Origin of the sequence: Pseudomonas sp. PS02290 (assembly GCF_029960075.1) — a bacterium.
Classification (GTDB): domain Bacteria; phylum Pseudomonadota; class Gammaproteobacteria; order Pseudomonadales; family Pseudomonadaceae; genus Aquipseudomonas.
Map to the genome: position 1 here is coordinate 97,865 of NZ_JASCOY010000008.1, position 24,214 is coordinate 122,078.

The following is a 24,214-nucleotide window of genomic DNA, read 5'->3' on the forward strand; positions in this document are numbered from 1 at the left end:
TGTTCAGCGAAAAGTCCCGGGAGCGCTGAACAACAGTGGGGTCTGCCTCGCGGGCCGTGCGTGCAGACATTCACAGGTGAATAATTGCGGTCGCTCGATAACGTACCCCTGAGCGTAGTCCACACCGATTTCCAATAACGCCTGCTCTATCTGGGGGCTTTCGACGAACTCGGCGATCGTCTGTTTGCCCATTACGTGCCCGATATGGTTGATCACTTCCACCATCGCCCGGTTGACCGGATCGTCGAGCATGTCTTTTACGAAACTGCCATCAATCTTCAGGAAGTCCACAGGCAAGTGCTTCAGGTAAGCGAATGACGACATGCCTGCACAGAAGTCATCCAGAGAGAAACGGCATCCCAGACTTTTAAGTTCATTGATGAACCGAATGGCGCTGCCCAAATTGGCGATCGCACTGGTTTCGGTGATTTCAAAACAGATAAGTTCAGGAGGGATTGCGTAGATCTGGAACTGCTGTCGCAAATACTCAAGAAAGGCGTCGTCGCCAATGCTGGTCCCGGACAGGTTGATCGCACATACGGCCATCGGCCCTTTGCCGTGTCCGGACTTGAGACAGTCGGCGATGATCATGAAAACGTGCTGCACGACCCAGCGGTCCAGGGTGGTCATCATGCCGTAGCGCTCGGCGGCGGGGATGAAACTGTCCGGCAGGATCATGCGCCCGGACTCGTCGCGCAGCCGCAGCAGAATCTCGATATGGCCAGGGCCTTGCACGGCGTTGCGGCCCAGTGCTGCAATTTCCTGGGAGTACAGACAGAAGCGGTTGTCTTCGAGGGCCATGTGCAGGCGCTGAATCCAGGCCATTTCGCCAAAGCGGGTGGACAGATCAGAGTCGTCGTCGTGGTAGACCTGAACCCGGTTGCGGCCCTTTTCCTTGGCCATGTAGCAGGCCATGTCGGCGGCGCGCAGCGAGGTCTCCAGCGTGGTCGGGACATCGTCGATGTGCACCAGACCGATGCTGACGGTGGTGACAAACGGCCGGCCTTTCCAGACAAAGTGCAGGCTTTCCACGGTTTGCCGCAGGCTTTCGGCTACGCGCTCGGCGGCCTCCGGCGCACAGTGTTCGAGAAGGATGCCGAACTCGTCGCCCCCAAGGCGCGCCAGCGTATCGCCTTCGCGCACGCCCTGCTGCAGCAGCGTGCAAATGTGCCGCAGCAGCTCATCACCCGCGGCATGGCCGCTGGTGTCGTTGACCAGCTTGAACTGATCGAGGTCAAGGAACATCAAGGCATGCTGCGCCGGCTGCTCGGCCAGGCCGTTGAGGGCCAGCTCGAGGCGGTATTCGAACTCGCGGCGATTGGTCAGTCCGGTCAGCGCATCGTGGGTCGCCTGCCAGGACAGGTTGGCGATGTACTGACGCTCCTGGGTCATGTCGTGCAACACCAGCACCGCGCCACTGACCTTGCCTTCGGTGCGGATCGGCGAGCCGACCAACGCGACCGAAACGGTACTGCCGTCCAGGCGCTGAATCAGTCGTGAGCTTTCACTGCCGCCGCCCAGATTGCCACTGAGCATGCGCTCGATCAGGGTCGAGGTGTCTTTCTGATCGTTCTCGTCGAGCAGGCTGAACAGCGCGGCCAGCGGCAGACCGGCCGCCTGCTCGTTCTTCCAGTGGGTCATGAGCTCTGCGGCGGGGTTCATGTAGACGATGGAGCCGTCGACATCGGTGGTGATGACGCCGTCACCGATGGACTCCAGGGTGATCTGCGCGCGCTCTTTTTCCGCCTGCAGCGCGATCGCAAAGGCGTGGCGCTGCTCCAGCAGTTTATGGGTGCGCAGCAGCGCAAGGATGATCAGGCACAGCGCCGTGGCGAGGTTGACCACCAGCAGAATCCGCAGGATGACCCGCGAGCCCTCCCCCAGTGCGTCGCTGAAAGCCATGGCCGCCGGCGTGACACCTTCGTTGATGGCGCTGATGCGCTGGCGCCAGCCCAGGACTTCACTGTTGGTGACGTTGCCTTCCTGAATCCGGGCGTGCATTTCACGGGCGACTTCATCGAGCTGCACGAGATAGTTGTCACCGACCTTCCACAGGTCGATGGCCTTTTCCAGGTAGCTGAAGTGCTGGAAGTTCAGATAGAGCCAGATGATGCTCTGCGCATCGTCGGGATGGTTACCCCCCTGCAGAATCCCGGCCTTGGCGCGCACGATGTCGGGCACCGGCTGATCCATCGCCAGGCGCAAGTCATGCCCGCCCTGAGGAATGGCGATCGCCTGCTGGTATTTCAGGTAGTTGATGTCGTCGCGGCTGTTGGCGTAGAGATTCAGATAATAAATGGCGTCTTTCTGGCCCTTCGACCACAGGCTCTCACCGCCGATGTAGCTGCGGACCGCGGACATCATGGACAAGCTGACGCAGCCGAGCAGTGCTTGTAACAGCACAACAGCGATAAACGGCCAGACGATGCCCAGAAGACGAGGCTTCCCGAGGATCCGCTTTTGCTTCATGGTGTCCCTTTGATCAGCACTGCCAGATTCTCAGTCCCCCCACGCCAGGCAACCTTCCTGGAGCCTGAGGGACTTCGCTAATTCCACGACGCAGCAGACAATCTCTCACATCTTTTACAAGACGTAACCAGCCAATTGGGTGCGAAGACGTAAATATGACGCTTTTCACATTTTCGGTAAGTGCCTGAGCAAGCATAGCCCAAGAATTGACGTGCTCCAGTGGCAATACGCTATTGCGTACTGCCCCGTAGCTCGCCCGGTCGTATCACACCTGTTGCAGGTGTCCATAGAGCCTAGCGTAGAGCCCGCCGTCTGCAATCAATTGCTGATGATCCCCGTCTTCGGCGATGCGCCCGCCATCGAACACCAACACGCGATCGGCCTGTTTCACCGCTGACAGCCGGTGGGCGATGATCAGCGTCGTGCGGCCGCTGAGGAAACGGTTCAGGGCCTGGTGCAGGTTGTACTCGGTGGCGGCATCCAGCGCAGAAGTGGCCTCGTCGAGAATCACCACCTTGGGGTCAGCCAGCACCATGCGCGCGATGGCCAGCCTCTGGCGTTGCCCGCCGGAGAGTCGAACCCCCGAACGCCCGACCACGCTGTCCAGCCCCAGGGGCAGCGCGCGGATCGTCGCATCCATCTGAGCGATTTCAAGCGCCTGCCAGCAGGCAATGTCATCCTGCTCGCGGCCCATAAGAAGGTTGGCGCGGACGGTGTCGTTGAACAGCGCCGGGTGCTGCAACACCACCGCGACGTTCTCGCGGACGGTGTCCAGGCCGATCTCCTGCAAGCTTGAACCTCCGAAACGGATGACCCCGGATCGGGCGGTGTACAGGCCAAGCAGCAACTGGACGAGCGTGCTTTTGCCGCCGCCGCTGGCCCCCACGATCGCGACTTTTTCGCCGGGATTGATCGACAGGTCCAGCTGATCGAGGACCAGCTCGTCGTTGTAGCCAAAGCTCAAACCGCGCACGTCGATGCTCACCGTCTGCCGCCCCACGAACGGATTGGTCTTTCCCGGGTACTGAGGCTCGTCCGCGCGGGCCAGCAGTTCATTGATGCGGGTCAGGGCGCCGCCGGCCGCGTAATAGGCGTACTGCAGATTCAGCAGTTGTTCGACCGGCCCGATCATGAACCACAGGTAGCTGAACACTGCGAGCATGTGGCCGATGGACAGGTCGGAGAACAGCACCGTGAGCATGGCGGCAGCGCGGAAGATGTCGATGCCGAATTGAAACAGCAAGCCGCTGGCGCGGCCCGACGCGTCGCTTTTCCACTGGGATGACACCGCGTAATCGCGCACTTCCCGGGCGCGCAGGCCGAGCAAACCGAGGAAATAGCCCTGACGGTTGCTGGCACGGATTTCCTGAATGGCGTCGAGGGTCTCGGTGAGCGCCTGGGTGAACCGCGAGGTGCTGTCGTTTTCCAGTTTTTTGAGGTGTTTGACGCGCTTGCCGAGCTTCACCGTGGCGAACACCACCAGCGGATTGAACAGGAGGATCAGCAACGCTAGTTGCCAATGCATCCACATCAGGATCGCAGCGGTGCCTGTGAGGGTGAGCATCGCCACGAGAAACTTGCTCAGCGTCTCGCCGACGAATTTGTCCACGGTGTCCAGATCCGTCACCAGATGCGCGGTGACGGTGCCGCTGCCCAGGCTTTCGTATTCGCTCAGCGAGATGCGCTTGAGCCGTTCGATCAGGCGCGTGCGGATGCGGTAGACGATGTCCTTGGCCAGCCCGGCAAACAACCGCGCCTGAATCACGTTGAAGACCAGCGCGCCCAGTCGCAGGCAGAGTGTCGCCACCAGCATCAGCCCGATGTAGCCAACAGGCTTGTGCAGGCTGTCGGGCAGGAACTGATTCATGAAGATCAGCGCCGAATTGCCTTTGCCCAGCAGCACTTCATCGACCAACAAGGGCAGCAGCAGCGGGATCGGCACTGAGCAGAGGACCGCCAGGACAGCGACACCATTGGCCACCCACAGCGCCTTTTTGTGCTGCAGGACGAGGCGGCGGATCTGCTCCCAGTTCAGGCGATCACCGGCCGGACGCTCATGTGCCGATGCGGCGCTACTGCGATGTTCCAGGTCGGGGGCGTCAGGCACTGGCGTTGCGCTCCAGCCAACGACCCAGCAAAGGCCCGAGGACATCGAGGGGTTGATAGCCGTTGGTCAGCAGCGCCAGCTGGCCATTGCGCTCAGCGAGCAGCGTCGGGAAGCCGGCAATGCCCAAGTCCTGAACCCAGGAGAAATCCGACGCGGTCGCGGTGTGCTGTTCGACGCTGTCGAAGGCTTCGGCGAACTCGATGCGCGGCAGGCCGGCTTTTTCCGCCAGCTCGGCCAGCACCGAGCCGTGGGTGACGTCGCGGCCGTGCAGGTAGAAGGCCTGCTGGATTTCTTTGACCAGCCGCCAGGCGACATCCGGCGCTAGGCTGCGCGCCGCAACGATGGCACGGCAGGCCGGCGCGGTGTCGTAGACGAAACCGTCGGGCAAGGCGCCGTCGAAACGGAATGCCTGCCCCGTGGCGTCGTGCACCGCTTGCCAGTGTTCAAGAATGTAGCGTTTGGTCGTCGGCTCCAGGGCCGCGCCACTGCCCGTGCGCAATCCGCCCACCACCAGATGCAGCGGCACCCCCGCCGCTGCCGCCTGCTCGACCAATGCTTCGGCCACCGGAGAAAAACCCCAGCACCACGAACACATCGGGTCCATCACATACAGCAGGCGGGTGGACATGGCTCAGGCCTCGTTGTTGTGGGTTTCAGTCGCTTGGCCGTCAAGCGCACGGTAATTGCGACCGATCGGGTGCGGCTGATTGCGCGCCTTCGCCAGTTCGATCTGCTTTTGCCGGTCGATGGCGCTGCGACGGGTTTTCTCGCTCAGCGAATCCCAGCAGTGCGGGCAGCTGACGCCCGGCGAATAATGTTCGCTGGCACGGTCTTCTGCGCTGATCGGCGTGCGGCAGGCATGGCATTGATCGTAGTCGCCTTCGGTCAGGTCGTGGCGGACGGTGACGCGATTGTCGAACACGAAGCAGTCGCCCTGCCAGCGGGTTTCTTCCTGGGGCACTTCTTCCAGGTATTTGAGAATGCCGCCCTTGAGGTGATAGACCTCTTCGAACCCTTCACCGAGCATGTAGCTGGAGGCCTTCTCACAGCGAATGCCGCCGGTGCAGAACATCGCGACCTTCTTGTGCCTGGCCGGATCGAAATTCGCCTTGATGTAATCGGGAAATTCACGGAATGAAGTGGTCTTGGGGTCAATCGCGCCTTCGAAAGTGCCGATGGACACCTCGTAATCGTTTCGTGTGTCGATCAGCAGCACTTCTGGGTCGGCGATCAGCGCGTTCCAGTCCTTGGGGTCGACGTAAGTGCCGACGGCCTTGTTCGGGTCAACGCCCGGGACGCCGAGGGTCACGATCTCTTTCTTGAGTTTGACCTTGGTGCGGTAGAACGGCTGCTCGTCGCAGTACGATTCCTTGTGGTCGATGTCGACCATGCGCGGGTCTTTCTTCAGCCAGGCCATCAAGCCGTCGATGCCCTCGCGGCTGCCGGACACCGTGCCGTTGATGCCTTCTTCGGCGATCAGCAAGGTGCCTTTGATGCCGTTGTCGACCATCGCCTGCAGCAGTGGCTCGCGCAGTGCGACGTAATCGGAAAGGGTGACGAATTTGTACAGCGCCGCGACGACGATGGGTGCGGGTTGGGTCATGTGGCGTCTCCAGGTGGTGACCCTCGCAAAGGGCCTACCGGGTGAATGATTCAGATGAACGCGTGCCGACCGGGCAACGCGGCGCGGATTCTATCAAGAATCGAACGTGGGCAGGCAGGAGGGTTGATCAATCGCCTCATCACCCCGTCCACCTGCCGGGAACATCGGCCTGAGCGTCACGGACTAAATGACATCGCTTGCCCACCCTCACAGGAACGAATCCCATGCATATTCTTCACCTTGCCAGCTCTCCCCGCGGCGATCGCTCTGCCTCTCTCAAACTCGCTGCGCGCTATCTCGAGACCCTGACCTCGTTGCACGCCGACGCCACGGTGGATGTCATGGACGTCTGGACGACCGATCTGCTGCCCTTCGACGGTGCCGCGCTGGAGGCCAAGTACGCCGATCTGCAAGGCGTGCAGATGAACGCCGAGCAACAGGCGGTGTGGGAGCAGATCCACACATTGGGCGAGCGCTTCCATCGCGCCGACGTCATCGTTTTCAGCGTGCCGATGTGGAATTTCGGTGTTCCTTACCGCCTCAAGCATCTGATCGACGCCGTGTCGCAGCGGGGCGTGCTGTTCGATTTCGACGCTCAGGGCATGCGCGGTCTGCTCAAAGGCAAGAAAGTGGTGGTGTTTGCTACCCGTGGGGTAGCGCTTGGGGAGGACTTCCCCACGGAGGACTACGATCATCAGGTCGCTTACCTGAAAACCTGGGCCCGGATGGTGGGTATTCCGGCCATCGATGCAGTGATCTCGGAAGCCACCCTCGCGGATGCGACGACGGCGGAGAAGAATTTCAACGCGGCGCTGGCGCAGGCCTCGAAGCTGGCGGCCGACCTGACATGAACGCCCGTCAAATCAGGGGGGGCATTCGTACCTAACGAATGTTAGGTAGCCTATTGACCGAGGCGGTATTCAAGCCTAAGGTTGGCCTACCTAACAACCGTTAGGTGATTAATCTTCCCCCACAGGACAGCGCCATGACGACCAGACTGCAGCTATTCACCTCTCCTTCGGCGTACCCCAATCCCCAGCGACTGCGCTTGTTCATGCACGAAAAGGGCATCGCCGATCAGTTCGATGAAACCATCTATGACATGGCGCCCGGAGGCGAGCAGCGTGGCTGGCGTCACCTGAATATGAACCCGTGGGGAGAAACCCCTACGCTGCAGTTGGCGGATGGCAGCTTTATTTCCGAAACACCGGCCATTGCCCGTTTTCTCGACCAGTCTTATCCCGGCCGCAAGATCATGGGCGAAACCGCGCTGGAGCAGGGCCTGGACAACATGTGGGATAACCGCATCTGGGTGCATATCCTTTATCGGATCGTCACGGCTTTTCACGTCTTGCACACCGGGCTGGGCTTCAAGCTGGAGCTGACGAAGAATGAGGCATGGGGTGAGCACTGCCGCAAAGAGGCACTGATGCATGCTGCCTTGGTGAATCGTCATCTGGCCGACGGTCGCGAATGGCTGCTGGGCGGGGCCGAACCGACGTTTGCCGATATCACGCTGGCCACCGCCATTGCCTTTTCCAAGTTCCCGGTAAACGCCACTCCGCTGGACGAGCGCTTCGAGCACCTGGACAGCTACTGGCAGCGCTGGCAGAAACGTCCGGCTTTCCAGGCCGCTTACGCCGATCGCAGCAGTGGCATACCGGAGCTGGATTCGCCTTCCGCGTGATCCGGCTGGATGGGCACGTCATGATCTGAGAGGACGAGGGCTGGAGCTTTTGCTTTAAGATGGCCGGCTCCACTGCAACTCGTCCGACCCATGAAAGGCAAGACAATGAGCATCAACGCCCGCGAGGCCATACTCCTGGCTGCCCGAAACATTGCCCAGTCACAGGGTTACAACGGCCTGAATTTTCGCGACCTGGCCCATGAGGTTGGCATCAAGGCAGCCAGTATCTACTACCACTTTCCGAGCAAGGCCGATCTGGGCATTGCTGTCGCCAAACGATACTGGCAGGACGGTGCGGCCGCATTGGAAACGCTCAGCGAGCAGACGCCGGATCCGGTGGAGGCATTGCGCCGATTCCCCGAAATTTTTCGTCGTTCGCTGGAGGCCGACAACCGGCTGTGCCTGGGAAGTTTTGTAGGGGCTGAAGCCGATAATCTTCCCCCCGCAATGGTCAAGGAGATGCAGGCTTTCGCTCAGGTGAACGTTGAATGGCTGAGCCGACTGCTCGTCTCGGCGAAATACTGCGAGGAAGCCAACAGCGACATCCGCGCGCGCGCCATTTTCTCGGCCGTCGCGGGTGCGCAACTGATCGCGAGAAGCACGTCAGACATTTCGGTTTTCGACACGCTGATTGAAGCCTACCGTGCCTATGGTCCCCTGCCGGCGTAACAGTCGCTTGCCGCCCGAAGAAGGCTGAACACCTTCTTCGGGCGGCGCGCGTCAGTCGTGCCCACCCGCACAGGTCGGGGAAGACGGCGCGGCGCCGAGCTTCGCCCATTCTTCCGGGGTGTAGGTGTGCAGCGCCAGCGCGTGGAACTCACCCATCAGGCCACCGAGCAGGCCATAGACCTTCTGATGACGCTTGACCGCGTTGAGGCCGGCGAACTGCTCGCTGACCACCACCGCTTTGTAGTGAGTGTCCGTGCCGCGACTGTGCATGTGGCTTTCATTGAGCACCTGGAGGTACTCGGGCTGAAAGACCGTCAACGCGGATTCGATTCGCTGTTGCATGCTCATGTCAGGCTTCGCTTATGGCTTCTTGGCAGGAGCAGCCGGTGCAGCAGGCTTGGCGCCAGCCGGGGTCAGTTCCTTGGTCATGTCGGCGAGCAGCTTGTTGACCACAGGCACCGCGCTTTCCAGTTTGCTCTGGGTCAGCTGGAACGACTGCTGGCTGATCTGCGGCATCTTGGCCTGGACTTTCTGGCCCAGTGGAGACTGGTAGAAGGCAACCAGATCTTTCAGCTCGCTTTCGGTGAAGTTGGAGGTGTACAGCTTGACCATGTCAGGCTGCAGCTTTGGCCAGCTGATCACCTGATCCAGCGCGGCATTGGCCTTGCCCTGATAGGTTTCGAGGGTGGCTTGCTTGGACGCAGGTGCTTTGGTTTCAGCGAAGCGCTGAGCGAACATCTGCTGGACTTGCATGTAAACCGGCGCACCCAGTTGATCGGCGTGAGCCAGTTTGAGGAACGCTACAGCACTGGCTTCATGGCTGGCGGTATCGGCAAGAACCTGGCCGCTGGCACATACCAGAGCAACCGCAGCACAAATGGCACGAAGACGGGTCATCGAGTTTCCTTATCTAGCAGGCGAGGCAGAACCCCAAGGCCGGCCATTCTGCGCCCCTTTGCGCATTTCCCTCAACCCCTGACCCTACGAGCGGTTATCCCGCGGACCTGACGCACTCGCGCGCATGAAGGTTTAGGGCGACCAGTCCGGGGCTTTTGTCGCACACTGTCCGCACCTGTTCCGACCGCACAGCAGCCACGGGGAACCCCACCGGCTCCCCGGTTACTAAACTGCGCAAATCGATCTTAAGGAGAGAGTCCAGTGAGCCGTACCGAAACCGACAGCATAGGTCCGATCGAAGTCCCCGAAGACGCTTACTGGGGGGCGCAGACGCAGCGCTCTCTGATCAATTTCGCCATCGGCCAGGAACGCATGCCGTTGCCGGTATTGCACGCGCTGGCGCTGATCAAAAAAGCCGCCGCCCGGGTCAACAACCGCAACGGCGACCTGCCCACCGACATCGCCAACCTGATCGAGCAGTCCGCCGACGAAGTGCTGCAGGGCCAGCTCGACGACCAGTTTCCTCTGGTGGTCTGGCAGACCGGCAGCGGCACGCAAAGCAACATGAACGTCAACGAAGTCATTGCCGGCCGTGCCAACGAACTGGCGGGTGGCGTTCGCGGCGGCAAATCGCCGGTTCACCCCAACGATCACGTCAACCGCTCGCAAAGCTCCAACGACTGCTTCCCCACCGCCATGCACATCGCGGCCGTGCAAGCGGTGAAAGAGCAACTGCTGCCGGCCATCGCCGAACTGTCCACCGGCCTCGCCGAGCAGTCTTCGCGGCACATGAAGCTGGTGAAAACCGGCCGCACGCACATGATGGACGCCACACCGATCACCTTCGGCCAGGAGCTCTCGGCTTACGTCGCTCAGTTGGACTACGCCGAAAAAAGCATTCGCGCCGCGTTGCCGGCCGTGTGCGAGCTGGCCCAGGGCGGCACCGCCGTCGGCACTGGCCTGAACTCGCCCCATGGATTCGCCGAAGCGGTGGCCGCCGAACTGGCTGCGCTGTCCGGCCTGCCCTTCGTCACCGCGCCGAACAAGTTTGCCGCGCTGGCCGGGCATGAGCCGCTGACCGCGCTGTCCGGCGCGCTGAAAACCCTCGCCGTGACCCTGATGAAGATCGCCAACGACCTGCGCCTGCTGGGTTCCGGCCCCCGCGCGGGCCTGGCTGAAGTAAAGCTGCCAGCCAACGAGCCAGGCAGCTCGATCATGCCGGGCAAGGTCAACCCGACCCAGTGCGAGGCGCTGTCGATGCTGGCATGCCAGGTCATGGGCAACGACACCACGATCACCTTCGCCGCCAGTCAGGGCCACTTGCAGCTGAACGTGTTCAAGCCGGTGATCATCCACAACCTGCTGCAATCGATCCGCTTGCTGGGGGATGGCTGCCGCAACTTCAACGAGCACTGCATCGCAGGCATGGAACCAGATGCCGCCAAGATGGCCGAGCATCTGGAACGCGGCCTGATGCTGGTGACCGCGCTGAACCCTCACATCGGCTACGACAAATCGGCGCAAATCGCCAAGAAAGCCTACAGCGAAGGCCTGACCCTGCGTGAAGCGGCGCTGCAACTGGGTTTCCTCACCGACGCCGAGTTCGACGCCTGGGTGCGCCCGGAAAAAATGCTCGAGGCCGGCAGCAATGGCTGAACCCATCAGCGGCGCCACGCCACTGGAAGGCTACGGCAAACGCATTCTGATGATCATCGGCACGCCGAAAAGCATCAGCCTCGGCCACGCGCTGGGCGAGGCTTATGCCCAGGGCGCGCGGAGCAAAGGTCATGTGGTGCGGGTGCTCAAACTTGACGAGATGGATTTCGACCCGGTGCTGCGCGGTGGCTACGAATCCGCCCAGACACTGGAACACGATCTGCTTGAAGCCCAGCGCGAGGTGCACTGGGCCCAGCATCTGGTGTTCGTTTATCCGGTCTGGTGGGGCGGTTTGCCGAGCCTGCTCGGTGGATTCTTCGACCGGGTGTTCATGCCCGGTTTTGCCTTCAAGGCCCATGGCAGGCATCACCCCTCCAATGAGCTGCTGAAGGGCCGAACAGCAGAATTGCTGGTGACAATGGACACGCCGTCGCGCTATTTTCGCTGGGTCTTCAAGGCCCCTGCCCACCGGCAGATGGTCAGGACGATCCTTGAGTTCTGTGGGATCAAGACCACACGGCTGACGGAGTTCTCGCCGGTACGCACCTCTACCGAAGAGCAGCGTCAACAGTGGATTCGCGACGCCGAGGCGCTGGGCAAACGCTGAAACCCGAGGCCCGCATCGCCAGGCAGGTTGCGCGGGCTCGCACGTTGATGGAACCGTTAAGAACGCTACTATTCAAATGCTCTGACTTACCTGTGGCGACACTTGTCGCCCACCCAGATCACTCGCGTACCGAACTAATGCCCGGAGAAGGCCATGTTAAGCAAGCGTGAACAAGATCCAGCTCCCACCGTACGTTTTCGCAGCGACCGCGTATCCCGCGTCAATGGCCTGTATTTCTTCAGCACCCGGGAAAACACCCTCGAGGGTCCATTCATGAGCAAGGAAGACGCTGCTCGGGAAACCGAGGTCTATGTCCGGCGCATGCAGGCCGCCAGCGCGTATCAGCCAGGCATGCCCTCCTCGCTCAACGGCTGATTCAGCCCGCTTTCAGGAATGATTGCGGCGAAAGGTCTCCTCGCCCATCGCTGCGATCTGTCCGTCGATCAGTGCATCGAAGGGACGCAACAAGCCATCGAATGACGTCTCCGGCTCCAGCGTGTGCAGCGCATGGACGATGGCCTCCAGTGTCGACAACGCCTCGGGGCCCGGTGCCTTGCGCAATCGGTAGCGCGACGCTGGCGCGTTGGTCAGCACCACTCTGGGCAGCGCCGCCAGCAGCGGATTAAGGTGCAGCAGCTTGCGCGCCTTGCGCCAGGTGCCATCGGGTACGACGAGCAGCACGGGTGCATCGTCGACACGGTTAGCCTTCAGCGAAACAGCCTCCTCCCCCGGAAACAGCAAACACGCTTGGTAACCGGGCTGGCTCAGCCATTGCGGCAGATCCTCAAACACCTCCCCCACCTGCAATTGCGCATTCGTCAGGCCTAGTGCTGCCAGGCGCGCCGTGTTGAGCGCGTGATTGACTTCGCTGGGGTGCTGCAGGATCAACACGCGCGTGCGGCTGCCCAACGCAGGAATCAGCGCACACAGGCAGTGATCGGTCGGACGCAGGCAGCGTTCGCAGCGGGCACGGGACATTGTCGGTTTCCTACAGTGGATTGAGCTGTGCTTTCAGCAGATCGCGAAAGGTCTGGATCAAAGGCTCACGGCTGCGTCCGCGACGCAGGATCATCGAAAACGGTGCCTGATAGCCAAAGGTCGCCGGGAGCAACACGCGCAGGTGCCCCGAATCCACCCACGACTGGGCGTAGTGCTCGGGCAGGTAACCGATGTAGGCGCCGGACAGAACCAGAATCAGCTGCGCTTCCATACTCTCGACGGTCGCTGCGCTGTGCTTGAAGCCGTGTCGGGCGAGCTCGGCCTGGCTCCAGTAGCCGCGTCCGACCATGCGTTGTTGGGTGATGACCGGTTCCGGGATGCGCCGTTCGGCATACAGCGCGTGGCGATTGCTGCAGTACAGCCAATGCTGCTCGCGGTACAGCGGCTGATAGAGCAGGCCGTTCATGCGCGTGGAAAACGAGCCGATCGCCAGGTCCAGTCGGTTGTCCAGCACGCCCAGCTGCAGTTCATAGGGGCTCATCACAGCAAGGTGCAAATGCACGGCTGGATGCTCCGCACTGTAGGCGCCGATGACTTCCGCAAAGGGCAAAGCGCGGTCACTGACCGTCGAGTCCAGCACCCCCAGGTTCAGCGTGCCGCGCAGCTCGCCTTTGAGCGCCGCAGCGTAGAGTTCGAAACCTTCCAGCTCGCCGAGCAGGCGCAGGGTTTCCTGATGAAACAGCTCGCCCTTGCTGGTCAGGCTGAACCCGCCGCGCCCGCGATGACAGAGCACGATACCCAACGCCGCTTCGAGCTGGCTCATGTAGGTGCTGATCGCCGACGTCGACAGATTGAGTTCTTGCTGAGCACTGGCAAAGCCCTGATGGCGCACCACGCAGGCAAAGATGCGCAGCAATTTGAGGTCGGGAAGCGCGCTGGCCATGGTCGTTCCAGGGTGGGTTTTGCGCGCAGCTTACCCGATACTTCAGGAATATCTGAACTAAGTATTTCGCCTGGCCGATTGTTCGCAGCGGGCGCGGTAAACAGAATCGGGGCCATGCTGGAAGCCCGCTTCCGCCCTTTTGATTACCACCGATGAGGCATTCCCGTGGACAAGATTTTCCATCAACCACTGGGCGGCAACGAAATGCCGCGCTTCGCCGGCATCGCCACCATGATGCGCTTGCCGCACCTGCAAACCGCGGCCGGTCTGGACGCGGCTTTCGTTGGCGTGCCGCTGGACATTGGCACATCCCTGCGCGCCGGCACCCGTTTCGGCCCACGGGAAATCCGCGCTGAATCGGTGATGATTCGCCCCTACAACATGGCCACCGGCGCCGCCCCTTTTGATTCGCTGTCAGTGGCGGACATCGGCGACGTGGCGATCAACACCTTCAACCTGCTGGATGCGGTGCGCATCATCGAAGAGGCCTACGACGGTTTTCTCGAGCACGACATCATCCCGCTGACCCTCGGCGGCGATCACACCATCACGTTGCCGATCCTGCGCGCCATGAAGAAGAAGTACGGCAAGGTCGGGCTGGTGCACATCGACGCCCATGCGGACGTCAACGATCACATGTTTGGCGAGAAGATCGCCCACGGCACCACGTTCCGCCGGGCGGTGGAGGAAGGTCTGCTGGACTGCGATCGCGTGGTTCAGATCGGTCTGCGCGCTCAGGGTTATACCGCTGAAGACTTCAACTGGAGCCGCAAGCAGGGGTTCAGGGTGGTCCAGGCCGAGGAATGCTGGCACAAGTCGCTGGCGCCGCTGATGGCCGAGGTGCGCGAGAAGGTGGGCGGCGGTCCGGTGTACCTCAGTTTCGACATCGACGGCATCGACCCGGCCTGGGCACCGGGCACTGGCACACCGGAAATCGGCGGGCTGACCACAATTCAGGCAATCGAGATCATTCGTGGGTGCCAGGGGCTGGACCTGATTGGCTGTGACCTTGTTGAAGTCTCGCCGCCCTATGACACCACCGGCAACACCTCGCTACTGGGCGCGAACCTGCTGTATGAAATGCTCTGCGTGCTGCCGGGTGTGGCGCACCGCTGACAGCGGGCGTGGATGCTTCGCTGTTTAGTGGGACCGGCTTCATCCGGGAAAGGCCCGTCCGAGTGCCCTCAATTTTCGCGGCGTGACGACTGAGGCTTTCCCGGCTAAAGCCGGTCCCTCAATGAGTGCCCTGCATCGGGCGCGCCGCTCCTCCATTGCGCGCCGATACAAAAAATCTCCCCACACCTGTCATTCCCCTTCCGCGAACTTGGGCTAGCCTTAATGCGAGACCGTCGGCGTTGTGCAACGCAGCGCGGGTTTTTCAGGGTGGTTGCTTTTGGGGATTCCTGCCACAACCCTCTGTATTTTGATGCTGGGGTGATTACCACTTAAATCAAAGCAGAGGCCTGCCATGAAGCGGAGAGAAGTCAGACAGCATGTGATCGACACGATCGGAAAGATCCTGGTCGACAAGACCCTCATTCAGGAAGAAGACGACGTGATGCTAAGTGCGCTTGAACTGGATGAAGAAGACTTCAGAGAGTTCTTCTCGATTCTGCAAAGCGACTTCGGCATCGTCCTGCCCAACCAAATCAAAGCCGATATTGCAGGGATGTCAGCACATTCAGCCAATGACCAACTGACTTTGCAGGGCCTGGTCGACCTGATTCTCGTCGAGATGAAACGCAGAACTCATCACTGAGCCGCAGATGGGATTGATTTAGAAAAGATAGTGAGGCGAGCTGGGTGTTTGACCGAACGGTCGGAGGAAACAGAGCGGGCTATCGGGCGATAGCGCCGCTTTTCAGCGCGTCTGGCGAAGAGCGCTTAGCGCCGTGGACGACGACGCTCATCATCATTGCTGCGCACGGGAATGGGTTGCAGCTTTGGCTTTTCGATCAACCCGAGCGCGACGCCTACATCGTGAAGCCATTCTTGCAATTTGCTGTTCATATAACGCCCCCTTCAGGGAAATACTCGGCAGCCAATGTCCGAACTGCCTAGAGCAGATCATAGTGCTAAGGCGCACTTTACGCCTGCTACCGAGTGTCGCGGCAGGAATTTTTTGCCCTACATGACGTTATGACACTGCTAATCGCCCATTCGAAGACTTCACGCGACAAACGGCAAGGCGGTCAACCGGCGCCCACAGCCGTGAAAGCCGCACATTCATGGGCCTGGCGGCGTCTGGCGAACAGATAGAACAGCCCGCCGCCAAGGAAACATCCTGTAAACCATGCGAAGTTGGCCATCGGCTGCAACGCCGGGACGAAGGTGATCGCAATGCCCGCCACCGTTGCCAGGATCAATGCCTTGACCGCCGTGTAGTTCACCCCGCCGGTGTACCAATAGCGCCCGGTCGGCCCATCGTTGAACAGCGCATCGACGTCGATCTGCTGCTTCTTGATCACGTAATAGTCCACCAGCAGGATGCCGAACAACGGCCCGATGAACGCCGCCAGCACGTCCAGCGTGTAATGGATGACGGCGGGGTTGTTGAACAGGTTCCAGGGCGTAATGAAGACCGACGCCACTGCCGCGATCATCCCGCCTGCACGCCAGCTGATCTTGCTGGGGGCGACGTTGGCGAAGTCGAAGGCCGGTGACACGAAGTTGGCGACGATGTTGATGCCGATTGTGGCGGTCACGAAGGCAAACGCTCCGAGCAGTACTGCAACGTCGTTGTCGATGCGGGCCACGGTGGCGATCGGGTCATGGAGCATCTCGCCGAACACCGGCAGCGTTCCCGAAACGATGACGACGGTTACCAGCGAAAATGCCAGAAAGTTGATCGGCAGGCCCCAGAAATTGCCGCGACGCACTTCAGACATGCTCCGGCAGTAGCGACTGAAATCGCCAAAATTGAGCGTAGGACCCGAGAAGTAGGACACCACCAGGGCCGTGGCCATGATCACTTGGGAGAACGCTTCCCAGCCGGTCAGGGATTTCTCGGAGAGGGTGAAGCTGATGTTGGCCCAGCCCGCTTTCCAGACAATCCAGCCCGCCAGAATGAACATCACGGCATAGACCACGGGCCCAGCCCAATCGATGAACCGGCGGATCGAATCCATGCCGGTCCAGAACACCGCAGCCTGTACCACCCAAAGCACCAGGAAGCCCATCCACCCGAGGTAGGACAAGCCGGCAAAGTGCGGTTCTGCGTAGACCGACATGTGTGGGAAAAAGCGCAGCACTACGATGATCAGCGCGCTTGAAGCCAGGTACGTCTGCACTCCGTACCACGCCACGGCGATCAGGCCACGAATCACCGCAGGAATATTCGCACCGAACACGCCAAAGGCCAGACGACAGATCACCGGATACGGCACGGCTGCCTGCTGACTGGGCCTGGCCAACAGGTTGGCGATCACCTGAATGATGCAGATGCCCACCAGCAGCGCGATCAGCACCTGCCAGCTCGCCAGCCCGAGGGCGAACAGGCTGGCGGCGAAGACGTAGCCGCCCACGCTGTGCACATCACTCATCCAGAACGCAAAAATGTTGTACCAGGTCCACTTCTGCGGCACGGGACCCAGGTCCTCGTTGTACAGGCGGGGGCTGTAGCCCTTGGGCAATGGCTCGGTCATCGCATTTCTCCCTTAAAGGACGAACCGGCTCCCGACATCACACGTGCGCACACTGCGTACGGGAGCGAGTGTGGGTTGTATACGAAGCGAGAGGCAGAATGCGTGCCATTGCGGACCAAAACCGCTGGCAAGGCGCCAAAACAGCGGGTTTCCAGCAACCGAAGACACCGAAATTTTAGATTTCAAAACGGGGGATTGCAGACGCCGCGCCTGCCCGCAGTGCACCGTGACCAATGTCGGTGCGTTTTCATGGGGCAGGAGACGGGCAAAAGGGAGAGGGAAAATGTGTATACGATCACCGCGAGCTTTGTTCCAACTTATCAGCCCGCGTGCTATCGCATCCTCGTAACAAACAGTCCCGATTCACTCGGGCAACTGCGCCAGTCCATCCGGGTCAGTCATCGCCCGCTCCAGCAGATCCGCCGGCAGACTCTTGCTGGCCCGCGCGCCGAGCAGCTTGAGCTGTTCGCTGCGGCTGACCAGATTGCCGCGCCCCTCGACGAGCTTGTTACGCGCGGCGCCGTAAGCTTTGTCCAGCTGCTGAAGACGGTTGCCGACTTCGTCCAGGTCCTGGATGAACAGTACGAATTTGTCGTAGAGCCACCCTGCCCGCTCGGCGATCTCCCGGGCATTCTGGCTCTGCCGCTCCTGCTTCCACAGACTGTCGATGACCCGCAGCGTCGCCAGCAGCGTGGTCGGGCTGACGATCACGATGTTGCGATCAAAGGCCTCCTGGAACATGTTGGGCTCGGCCTGCAACGCCGCAGAGAACGCCGCTTCGATCGGCACGAACAGCAAAACGAAATCGAGGCTGTGCAGCCCTTCAAGGCGTTTGTAGTCTTTGCCGGACAAGCCTTTGACGTGATTGCGCAGGGACAGCACGTGCTGCTTCAGCGCCGCCTGGGAAATCACCTCATCGTCGGCCGACACGTACTGCTGATAGGCCGTCAGACTGACCTTGGCGTCGACAACGACCTGCTTATCGCCAGGCAGCATGATCAACACGTCAGGCTGGAAGCGCTCGCCGTCGGGCCCCTTCAGGCTGACCTGGGTCTGGTACTCGCGGCCCTTTTCAAGACCGGCATGTTCGAGCACCCGCTCCAGAATCAGTTCGCCCCAGTTGCCTTGGGTCTTCTGGCCCTTCAGTGCACGGGTCAGGTTGTTTGCCTCATCGCTCAGGCGCAGGTTGAGCTGCTGCAAACGCTCCAGCTCCTTGCTCAAAGAGAAACGTTCGCGGGCTTCGTTCTGGTAACTGTCTTCGACGCGCTTTTCAAACGACTGGATGCGTTCCTTGAGCGGATTGAGCAACTGCCCCAGCTGCTGCTGACTGGTCTCGGCGAAGCGCTGTTCGCGCTCATCGAAAATCTTGCCGGCCAGTTCTGCGAACTGCGCACGCAGCTCGTCGCGGGAGCCCTGCAGATCGGTGAGGCGCTGCTGGTGACTGTCCTGTTGTTCGCGCAGCTCGGCGCCAAGGGATGCGCACTGGGCGTCGAGTCGGCGCAGCTCGGCCTCTCTGGCGGTCCGTTCGCGGCCCCAGTCTTCCTGGGCCTCGCGCGCGCCTTCATGCTGCTGGCGCAGCAACTCCACTTCCCGGCGCAGTGCTGCGAGGTCCGCCTGCTTCACCGCATTGGCCTGGGCGAGATCACTGATCTCGTCGCGGCTGGCATCCAACTGAGCATTGAGCCCATCCTGCGCCATCTGAGCGTTACTCAAACGCTCGTCTAGCAACGCGGCGTCCGCCTCCCGTTGCGCCAGACGCCGCTGCAACTGCCACGCCAGCCCCAGCAAAGGCACCGCCGCCACCGCCAATCCCAGCAACAGGCTGGTTAACTCAAACACCATAAAATCCAGACTCCGACATTCAGGCAGACAGCATTATGCGCAGAAGCGAGCTCGACGTCCGATCCGGATAAATCAGTGTCAGGCCAAGACAAAAATACGAGCGAATGCTTCAGAAGCAGCGTGGTAGAGCCAGCGCTTGGGACAATCCACAGAACCTGTGGATAACTCAGTGGACAACACCCCTTAAGCTCTCGCAAACGCACGTAGAATGGGGCCTGCGTTCAAACTGACGATTTTTTCACCAGCGTAAAAAAACGATGGTTTTCATTGACTTAATAATTCGTTGCATTAAATCAAGCGGTTAGCGGACGACGTGACAGTGACATGACAGATACCTTTCGCAATGTGCACAAGTGAATTTCGTCTGCACCTAAGCCGGTTTCCATAGCCATGGCATTCGCTCAAAATTCGCGAAAACAAGGCATGGGGCCACCCTTCTCGCTCCATATGCTGTAGTATTTTCTGCCCCGCGTTATGCCGCTTAGCTAACTTATTGCAAGTCAGCGCTTGCGTTGTTCCTGGAACTCCATTAGCATCGCCGCCGTTAGTACCAAGCTGAAAGTCAATTCTGATCGAACAAATCCCCCAATCCAGGTCCGTCAACTGAGCGAACGGATTGAAAACAGGGATCGATCACCTCGATGGTTTCCAGACATGAACTCACACGACCTGCCGTCGAAACGGAGGGGTGTGCAGATCATTCATGCTCTTATCAACCAGCCTGCAAATTGATCAGGATCTGCACCTCGAGCATCGAACCTTAGCTCGCGTTGTGTTGCCTGCCCTCCTAAGTACCTACCAGTCAGCCCCGCGCCACATTTTAAATGCGCTCAACTGGCTGCTTTTTGTTCCAGACAGGTTCTGCGCCCTGCCACTGACTCGCATTCGAGCATCGGTCCGCGTTTACTGGAACGTTTTTATTTTGCACGCCTCTTATTGCGTGTCGATTCAGGAAACACCCATAACATGACTACTCATATCCAGACTCAAAACGCTATTCGTACACTGACCAACGCTTTTGCCCCGATGAACTGCCTGATCATGGCAACCCGCAAAGGCTGCTTCAGCTTCACCATCGTCAACGAACACGGCATCGCCCGCCATAGCGAGCGTTTGTACCCGGATCAATACTCCACCGATGCTCCGCTGCAGGCTGTAATCGACCGTACGCGTCAGGCCCTGGTTGCTTGATACCGTTGCCTGATACCGTCCGTCGGTAAATATCGCTGCATCGACAAGGCCTCACCCGATAACGGTGGGGCTTTTTTGTATCTGTTTTACTTACAGAAAAAGCGACAGATGCAGTAATGAATACCAGTCACGCCGTACATGCCGACCGGGAACTCGCCGTAAAACAGGCCTTTACACCGTAAATATCACACTACACTTCAAGTAAGCGGCGCAGGTCGCTGCCGGTGGGCCCACTCCATCACTGCTGCCAAGCGCCAGGGCCCGCCGACTCATCAACTCCCCGAGGGTGTTATGGGAATCGCCGCCAGTGAACTGTGTCGCTACGTCATCCGCCCGACGCTTCTCTATCTCGGCCGAGCCAATCGGGCCGCCGAATCCTTGCTGCTGGGGGTCGCCGCCAGCCAGTCCGCGCTAGGCGCCGAGCTGGACAACCCGCGCGGCCATGGGCTTTACAGCATTGCGGACACCCAGCACCGCCAGCTTTGGGACGAGTACCTCGCCCGCGATCCGGACCTTGCCAGCCTCGTTCGGGGCCTGGCGAGCCAGCACGCGTTCCTCACTGGCCCCGATCTGGAACTGACGGTCAACCTGCGTTATTCGACCGCCATCGCGTGGTTGATGGTCGAGGCGAGCCATATTTCGCTTCCGGATGCAGATGATTCGTTGGCCATGGCGCAACTGTGGCGCGAGATATTTCAGCCCGGCGGCCAACTGCAGGATTTCACCTCGGCCTGGCAAACATGGGTCAGCCCCTTGTTTCAGCCCTCGACGGCCATTTCGTGACCGATTGGTATTGACTGAAAAAGCCGCGAACTTTCAGGATTGTCCTACAAGAACCGCTCTAAATCGGCTGATCCAGGCTATAGCGCGCTGGCAGAAATATTGGTAATTTCCGCGCGGTGATCAACAGGAGTTCTAACAATGAAAAAAACAATGATCAAATCCAGCCTCAGTCTCGCCATCACTCTTGCCTCTACTCAGATTTTCGCCTCCGGCTTTGCCCTGAACGAACAAAGCATCAGCGGCATGGGGACCGGTTTTGCGGGCCGTACCTCGTCCGTCGATGACGCCAGCATCGTGTACGGCAACCCGGCCGGCATGTCGCGCCTCAAGCGCGCGCAGGCGACCGTGGGGGTCGCCGCAATCGATGCCTCGACCGACATCACCGACACCAGCGGCCGCAGCACCGGTTCCAACAAAGGCGACATGGTTCCTTTCATCGCCGTGCCGATGGGCTTCTACGTGAACCCGGTCGACGAGCACTGGGCGTTCGGCTTCGGTGTCTACGCGCCATTCGGCCTGGTCACCGACTATGAAGACAACTTCCAGGGCCGCAACTTCGGCAGCAAGAGCATCGTCAAGGTCGTAACCTTCCAGCCGACCGTCAGCTACGCATTCAACGACAAGGTGTCGATCGGCTTCGGCCCGACCATCAACCGTATTTCCGGTGCGCTGGAATCGGCACTCAATGTCAGCCCGCTGCTGGGTGCCCGCACCGGCGACGGCCGCGTGCAGGTCAAGGGTGATGACGTCGGTTACGGTTTCAACGCCGGTATCCTGGTGCAAGCCACCGATACCACCAGCGTCGGCCTGACCTACCACTCCAAAGTGACCTACAACCTCGAAGGCCACACTGAAGTGACTCCGGGCGCAGGCGTGCCTGCCCAAGTACTGGGCGCGGGTCGATACGACGCCAAGCTGAACATCGACACGCCTGAAACCGTGGACTTCTCGGTCACGCAGAAGATGAACGATGCCTGGAAACTTTACGCGGGGGCCACCTGGACACGCTGGAGCCGTCTGGAAGACATCACCGTGAAGAATTCGGGCGTCACTCGCGCGGGTGGCGTTGCTGCGCCAAGCCTGGTCGGTACCATCACCGAAGAGCAGAACTGGCACGACACCTGGGCCTACGCCGTGGGTACGTCGTATCAGTTGAACAAGCAGTGGGTGTTGCGTACCGGTCTGTCGTTCGACCAGTCGCCGACCAACAACGAGAACCGCTCGCCGCGCATCCCGACAGGCGATCGCACGATCTTCAGTCTGGGCGCCGGTTACAGCCCGACCGACGACATCACCATCGATGTGGCCTACTCCTACCTGCAGGAAGAGAAGGTCAAGGTCGCCGACTCGAACGCTCTGGGTCAAAGCTACAACGCCAAGTACGACAACAGCGCCAACGGTTTCGGCGTCGGCATGACCTACCGCTTCTGATGCAGTGGGCGGGACAGGCAGATCACCTGTTCGCCAGACCAAAAACCCCGCAACCAGTGATGGCTGCGGGGTTTTTCCTTGTGGCCAGTCTGCTCTGCCTCAGCGCGCCTTCACGGCTTCGAAGCGATAGCCTTCTCGATGGCGGAAATCAGCTCGGGATCGTCCGGCGCGGTGTTGCTGGAAAAGCTGGCAACCACGTTGCCTTTGCGGTTGACCACGTATTTATAGAAGTTCCAGCGCGGCGGATTGCTTTGCTCGGCGAGCCCCTTGAACAGGTTGATGGCATCGGCGCCACGCACCGGCTGCGGTTCGGTCATGGTGAACGTGACGCCGTAGTTCACGTAGCAGACCTTGGCGGTCTCGGCAGCGTCTTTGGATTCCTGCAGAAAGTCGTCCGAGGGCACCCCGAGGACTTCAAGCCCCTCACCCTTGAAGCGCTGATTGAGCGCTTCCAGCCCTTTGAACTGCGGCGCAAAGCCACAGAAGCTCGCGGTGTTGACCACCAGCATGGGCTTTCCGGCGAACTGTTTGCACAGGTCGATATCCTGTTTCGCCCGCAGCTTGGGCAGGTCGCCCTGCAGCAGTGGCGGGCAATCGGCGGCCGCCGCGGCGCCACTGAGGGCAAGCAACAACAGCGGCGCGTGAATCCAGCGTAGGGCCATGGCGACGTCCATTCATGAGCGGGCAGGAAAGGTGGGGCTGCCGCTACGCTACTCCGCCGCGCGATGAATGCCTAGCGCCAACCAAACGGGCTATCAGCTGGCTTTGTCGGTGGCCGTGAACGCCCGCTGGATCGCCTGGGGAGGTTCGCCGAAGTTGCGCAGAAACGCCTGGCGCATCCTTTCCCGATCGCCGAAACCGGTCTCCCGGGCGACCACTTCAATGGGGTGCCGACTGGTTTCCATCATCGCCCGTGCCACTTCCACCCGCAGGCATTCGATGGCTTTCGCCGGGGTCTGGCCGGTCTCCTCGCGGAACACCCGACTGAATTGACGAGGACTCAAGCGGGCGATGGCGGCAAGTGCATCAATGGAGAGATCACTTTTGAGGTTCTCGCGGGCGTAGGCCATCGCCAGCTGCACGCGGTCGGACTTGGGGTCCAGTTCCAGCAGCGTCGACAACTGGGAATGCTCGCTGCCACGACGTTGATAGATCACCAGCTTGCGCGCGACCTGCCGGGCGATGTCGGCGCCGAGGTCGTTCTCGACCATCGCCAGTGCGAGATCAAGGCCGGCGCTCATGCCCGCCCCGGTCCAGATCTGGCCGTCCACGGTAAACAGTTTGTCGTCCTCGACGCGAACGTTCGGGTAGCGCTTGCGAAACTCGGGGGCGTGAATCCAGTGCATGGTGGCGCGCTTGCCGTCGAGCAAACCGGCCTCTGCCAGCACAAACCCGCCCGTGCACAGCGACGCCACCCGCCGCGATTGAGCCGACGCAGTGCGCACGAACTCAAGCAGGCTGGGAGTCGGCAATTGCAGGTCCATATAACCGCTGACGATGATGGTGTCGTAACCGTCGGCCTGCAATGGCGTGGTATTGACCGAAAAGCCTTCGGACGACATCACCGCCCCGCCGCTTTCCGACACCAGATGAAAGGAGTACGCCGCCTCGCCCTGCATCAGGTTCGCGCAGGTCAGCACGGACCCGACCGACAGGCTAAGGGACTGAAATTGCGGGTACACCACCAGCGCAACGCTATGCATGACACCTCTCAGAATGATCAGCCGACCGCAGATCCTGTGGGAG

Annotated in this window: 24 protein-coding genes; 11 read left to right on the top strand and 13 right to left on the bottom strand. The window is 60.5% G+C overall.

Annotated features, from left to right (window positions below):
• Positions 1-3 precede the first annotated feature (3 nt).
• The 4 genes from QMX88_RS06705 to trhO form a co-directional block, all read right to left on the bottom strand.
• Positions 4-2,469 (bottom strand): EAL domain-containing protein, encoded by a 2,466-nt coding sequence (locus QMX88_RS06705; protein ID WP_282367528.1) that lies wholly within the window; start codon positions 2,467-2,469, stop codon positions 4-6.
• Between the two features lie 265 nt (positions 2,470-2,734).
• Entirely contained in the window at positions 2,735-4,621 is a 1,887-nt protein-coding gene (locus tag QMX88_RS06710; protein ID WP_282367530.1) for an ABC transporter ATP-binding protein, read from the bottom strand.
• Positions 4,569-5,171 carry a DsbA family protein gene (locus QMX88_RS06715; RefSeq protein WP_192172951.1) on the bottom strand — a complete coding sequence of 201 codons (603 nt, stop codon included), beginning with the start codon at positions 5,169-5,171 and terminating at the stop codon, positions 4,569-4,571. The genes QMX88_RS06710 and QMX88_RS06715 overlap by 53 nt, the downstream gene beginning before the upstream one ends.
• 36 nt (positions 5,172-5,207) lie before the next feature.
• On the bottom strand, positions 5,208-6,179 hold the full coding sequence (trhO, locus tag QMX88_RS06720; RefSeq protein WP_282367532.1) for an oxygen-dependent tRNA uridine(34) hydroxylase TrhO: 972 nt from the start codon (positions 6,177-6,179) through the stop codon (positions 5,208-5,210).
• A 224-nt stretch (positions 6,180-6,403) separates the two neighbouring features.
• On the opposite strand from trhO, the gene QMX88_RS06725 reads away from it, so the two are divergent.
• The 3 genes from QMX88_RS06725 to QMX88_RS06735 all read left to right on the top strand — a co-directional run bounded on the left by QMX88_RS06725 (position 6,404) and on the right by QMX88_RS06735 (position 8,535).
• Positions 6,404-7,030 carry an FMN-dependent NADH-azoreductase gene (locus QMX88_RS06725; RefSeq protein WP_282367534.1) on the top strand — a complete coding sequence of 209 codons (627 nt, stop codon included), beginning with the start codon at positions 6,404-6,406 and terminating at the stop codon, positions 7,028-7,030.
• 134 nt (positions 7,031-7,164) lie between these two features.
• Positions 7,165-7,866, top strand: a complete 702-nt coding sequence (locus QMX88_RS06730) for a glutathione S-transferase family protein (RefSeq protein WP_192172832.1) — start codon at positions 7,165-7,167, stop codon at positions 7,864-7,866.
• 105 nt (positions 7,867-7,971) lie between these two features.
• A complete protein-coding gene (locus QMX88_RS06735; protein WP_192172833.1) occupies positions 7,972-8,535 on the top strand; it encodes a TetR/AcrR family transcriptional regulator in 564 nt (187 codons plus the stop codon).
• 51 nt (positions 8,536-8,586) lie between these two features.
• Here the strand turns inward: QMX88_RS06735 and QMX88_RS06740 are convergent, their stop codons facing one another.
• Together QMX88_RS06740 and QMX88_RS06745 are read right to left on the bottom strand one after the other, a co-directional pair.
• Entirely contained in the window at positions 8,587-8,883 is a 297-nt protein-coding gene (locus QMX88_RS06740; RefSeq protein ID WP_065992949.1) for a BolA family protein, read from the bottom strand.
• Between the two features lie 12 nt (positions 8,884-8,895).
• Complete coding sequence (locus QMX88_RS06745) at positions 8,896-9,432, bottom strand: DUF2059 domain-containing protein (RefSeq protein ID WP_065992947.1); 537 nt, start codon at positions 9,430-9,432, stop codon at positions 8,896-8,898.
• 261 nt (positions 9,433-9,693) lie between these two features.
• On the opposite strand from QMX88_RS06745, the gene QMX88_RS06750 reads away from it, so the two are divergent.
• The 3 genes from QMX88_RS06750 to QMX88_RS06760 all read left to right on the top strand — a co-directional run bounded on the left by QMX88_RS06750 (position 9,694) and on the right by QMX88_RS06760 (position 12,070).
• Complete coding sequence (locus QMX88_RS06750) at positions 9,694-11,088, top strand: class II fumarate hydratase (protein ID WP_282367543.1); 1,395 nt, start codon at positions 9,694-9,696, stop codon at positions 11,086-11,088.
• Positions 11,081-11,695: an NAD(P)H-dependent oxidoreductase gene (locus QMX88_RS06755; RefSeq protein ID WP_122535668.1), complete on the top strand. Its 615-nt coding sequence runs from the start codon at positions 11,081-11,083 to the stop codon at positions 11,693-11,695. The genes QMX88_RS06750 and QMX88_RS06755 overlap by 8 nt, the downstream gene beginning before the upstream one ends.
• 153 nt (positions 11,696-11,848) lie before the next feature.
• Positions 11,849-12,070 (top strand): DUF6316 family protein, encoded by a 222-nt coding sequence (locus QMX88_RS06760; RefSeq protein ID WP_192172835.1) that lies wholly within the window; start codon positions 11,849-11,851, stop codon positions 12,068-12,070.
• Positions 12,071-12,082: 12 nt separating this feature from the next.
• On the opposite strand, the gene QMX88_RS06765 is transcribed toward QMX88_RS06760, so the two are convergent.
• On the bottom strand, positions 12,083-12,673 hold the full coding sequence (locus QMX88_RS06765; protein WP_282367549.1) for a tRNA-uridine aminocarboxypropyltransferase: 591 nt from the start codon (positions 12,671-12,673) through the stop codon (positions 12,083-12,085).
• 10 nt (positions 12,674-12,683) lie between these two features.
• Positions 12,684-13,577, bottom strand: a complete 894-nt coding sequence (locus QMX88_RS06770) for a LysR family transcriptional regulator (RefSeq protein ID WP_282367551.1) — start codon at positions 13,575-13,577, stop codon at positions 12,684-12,686.
• 165 nt (positions 13,578-13,742) lie between these two features.
• Here QMX88_RS06770 and speB point away from each other — a divergent pair, with 165 nt between their 5' ends.
• Positions 13,743-14,693 (top strand): agmatinase, encoded by a 951-nt coding sequence (gene speB / locus QMX88_RS06775; protein WP_282367553.1) that lies wholly within the window; start codon positions 13,743-13,745, stop codon positions 14,691-14,693.
• 352 nt (positions 14,694-15,045) lie between these two features.
• Positions 15,046-15,336 (top strand): hypothetical protein, encoded by a 291-nt coding sequence (locus QMX88_RS06780; RefSeq protein ID WP_282367555.1) that lies wholly within the window; start codon positions 15,046-15,048, stop codon positions 15,334-15,336.
• A 125-nt stretch (positions 15,337-15,461) separates the two neighbouring features.
• Here the strand turns inward: QMX88_RS06780 and QMX88_RS06785 are convergent, their stop codons facing one another.
• The 3 genes from QMX88_RS06785 to rmuC all read right to left on the bottom strand — a co-directional run bounded on the left by QMX88_RS06785 (position 15,462) and on the right by rmuC (position 18,949).
• Positions 15,462-15,587 carry a PA1414 family protein gene (locus QMX88_RS06785; RefSeq protein ID WP_122535674.1) on the bottom strand — a complete coding sequence of 42 codons (126 nt, stop codon included), beginning with the start codon at positions 15,585-15,587 and terminating at the stop codon, positions 15,462-15,464.
• 182 nt (positions 15,588-15,769) lie between these two features.
• On the bottom strand, positions 15,770-17,221 hold the full coding sequence (locus QMX88_RS06790) for an NCS1 family nucleobase:cation symporter-1 (RefSeq protein ID WP_282367560.1): 1,452 nt from the start codon (positions 17,219-17,221) through the stop codon (positions 15,770-15,772).
• Between the two features lie 363 nt (positions 17,222-17,584).
• Positions 17,585-18,949: a DNA recombination protein RmuC gene (gene rmuC / locus QMX88_RS06795; protein WP_282367612.1), complete on the bottom strand. Its 1,365-nt coding sequence runs from the start codon at positions 18,947-18,949 to the stop codon at positions 17,585-17,587.
• 1,080 nt (positions 18,950-20,029) lie between these two features.
• On the opposite strand from rmuC, the gene QMX88_RS06800 reads away from it, so the two are divergent.
• The 3 genes from QMX88_RS06800 (at position 20,030) to QMX88_RS06810 (ending at position 22,468) form a co-directional block, all read left to right on the top strand.
• On the top strand, positions 20,030-20,254 hold the full coding sequence (locus QMX88_RS06800; protein ID WP_122535677.1) for a hypothetical protein: 225 nt from the start codon (positions 20,030-20,032) through the stop codon (positions 20,252-20,254).
• Positions 20,255-20,545: 291 nt separating this feature from the next.
• On the top strand, positions 20,546-21,037 hold the full coding sequence (locus QMX88_RS06805) for a hypothetical protein (protein WP_282367564.1): 492 nt from the start codon (positions 20,546-20,548) through the stop codon (positions 21,035-21,037).
• Between the two features lie 138 nt (positions 21,038-21,175).
• A complete protein-coding gene (locus QMX88_RS06810; RefSeq protein ID WP_192172842.1) occupies positions 21,176-22,468 on the top strand; it encodes an OmpP1/FadL family transporter in 1,293 nt (430 codons plus the stop codon).
• Positions 22,469-22,578: 110 nt separating this feature from the next.
• On the opposite strand, the gene QMX88_RS06815 is transcribed toward QMX88_RS06810, so the two are convergent.
• The gene (locus QMX88_RS06815; protein ID WP_282367567.1) at positions 22,579-23,130 is read right to left on the bottom strand and encodes a glutathione peroxidase; all 552 of its coding nucleotides are present in this window, start codon (positions 23,128-23,130) and stop codon (positions 22,579-22,581) included.
• 93 nt (positions 23,131-23,223) lie between these two features.
• Positions 23,224-24,171 (bottom strand): GlxA family transcriptional regulator, encoded by a 948-nt coding sequence (locus QMX88_RS06820; RefSeq protein ID WP_282367569.1) that lies wholly within the window; start codon positions 24,169-24,171, stop codon positions 23,224-23,226.
• Positions 24,172-24,214: the final 43 nt, after the last annotated feature.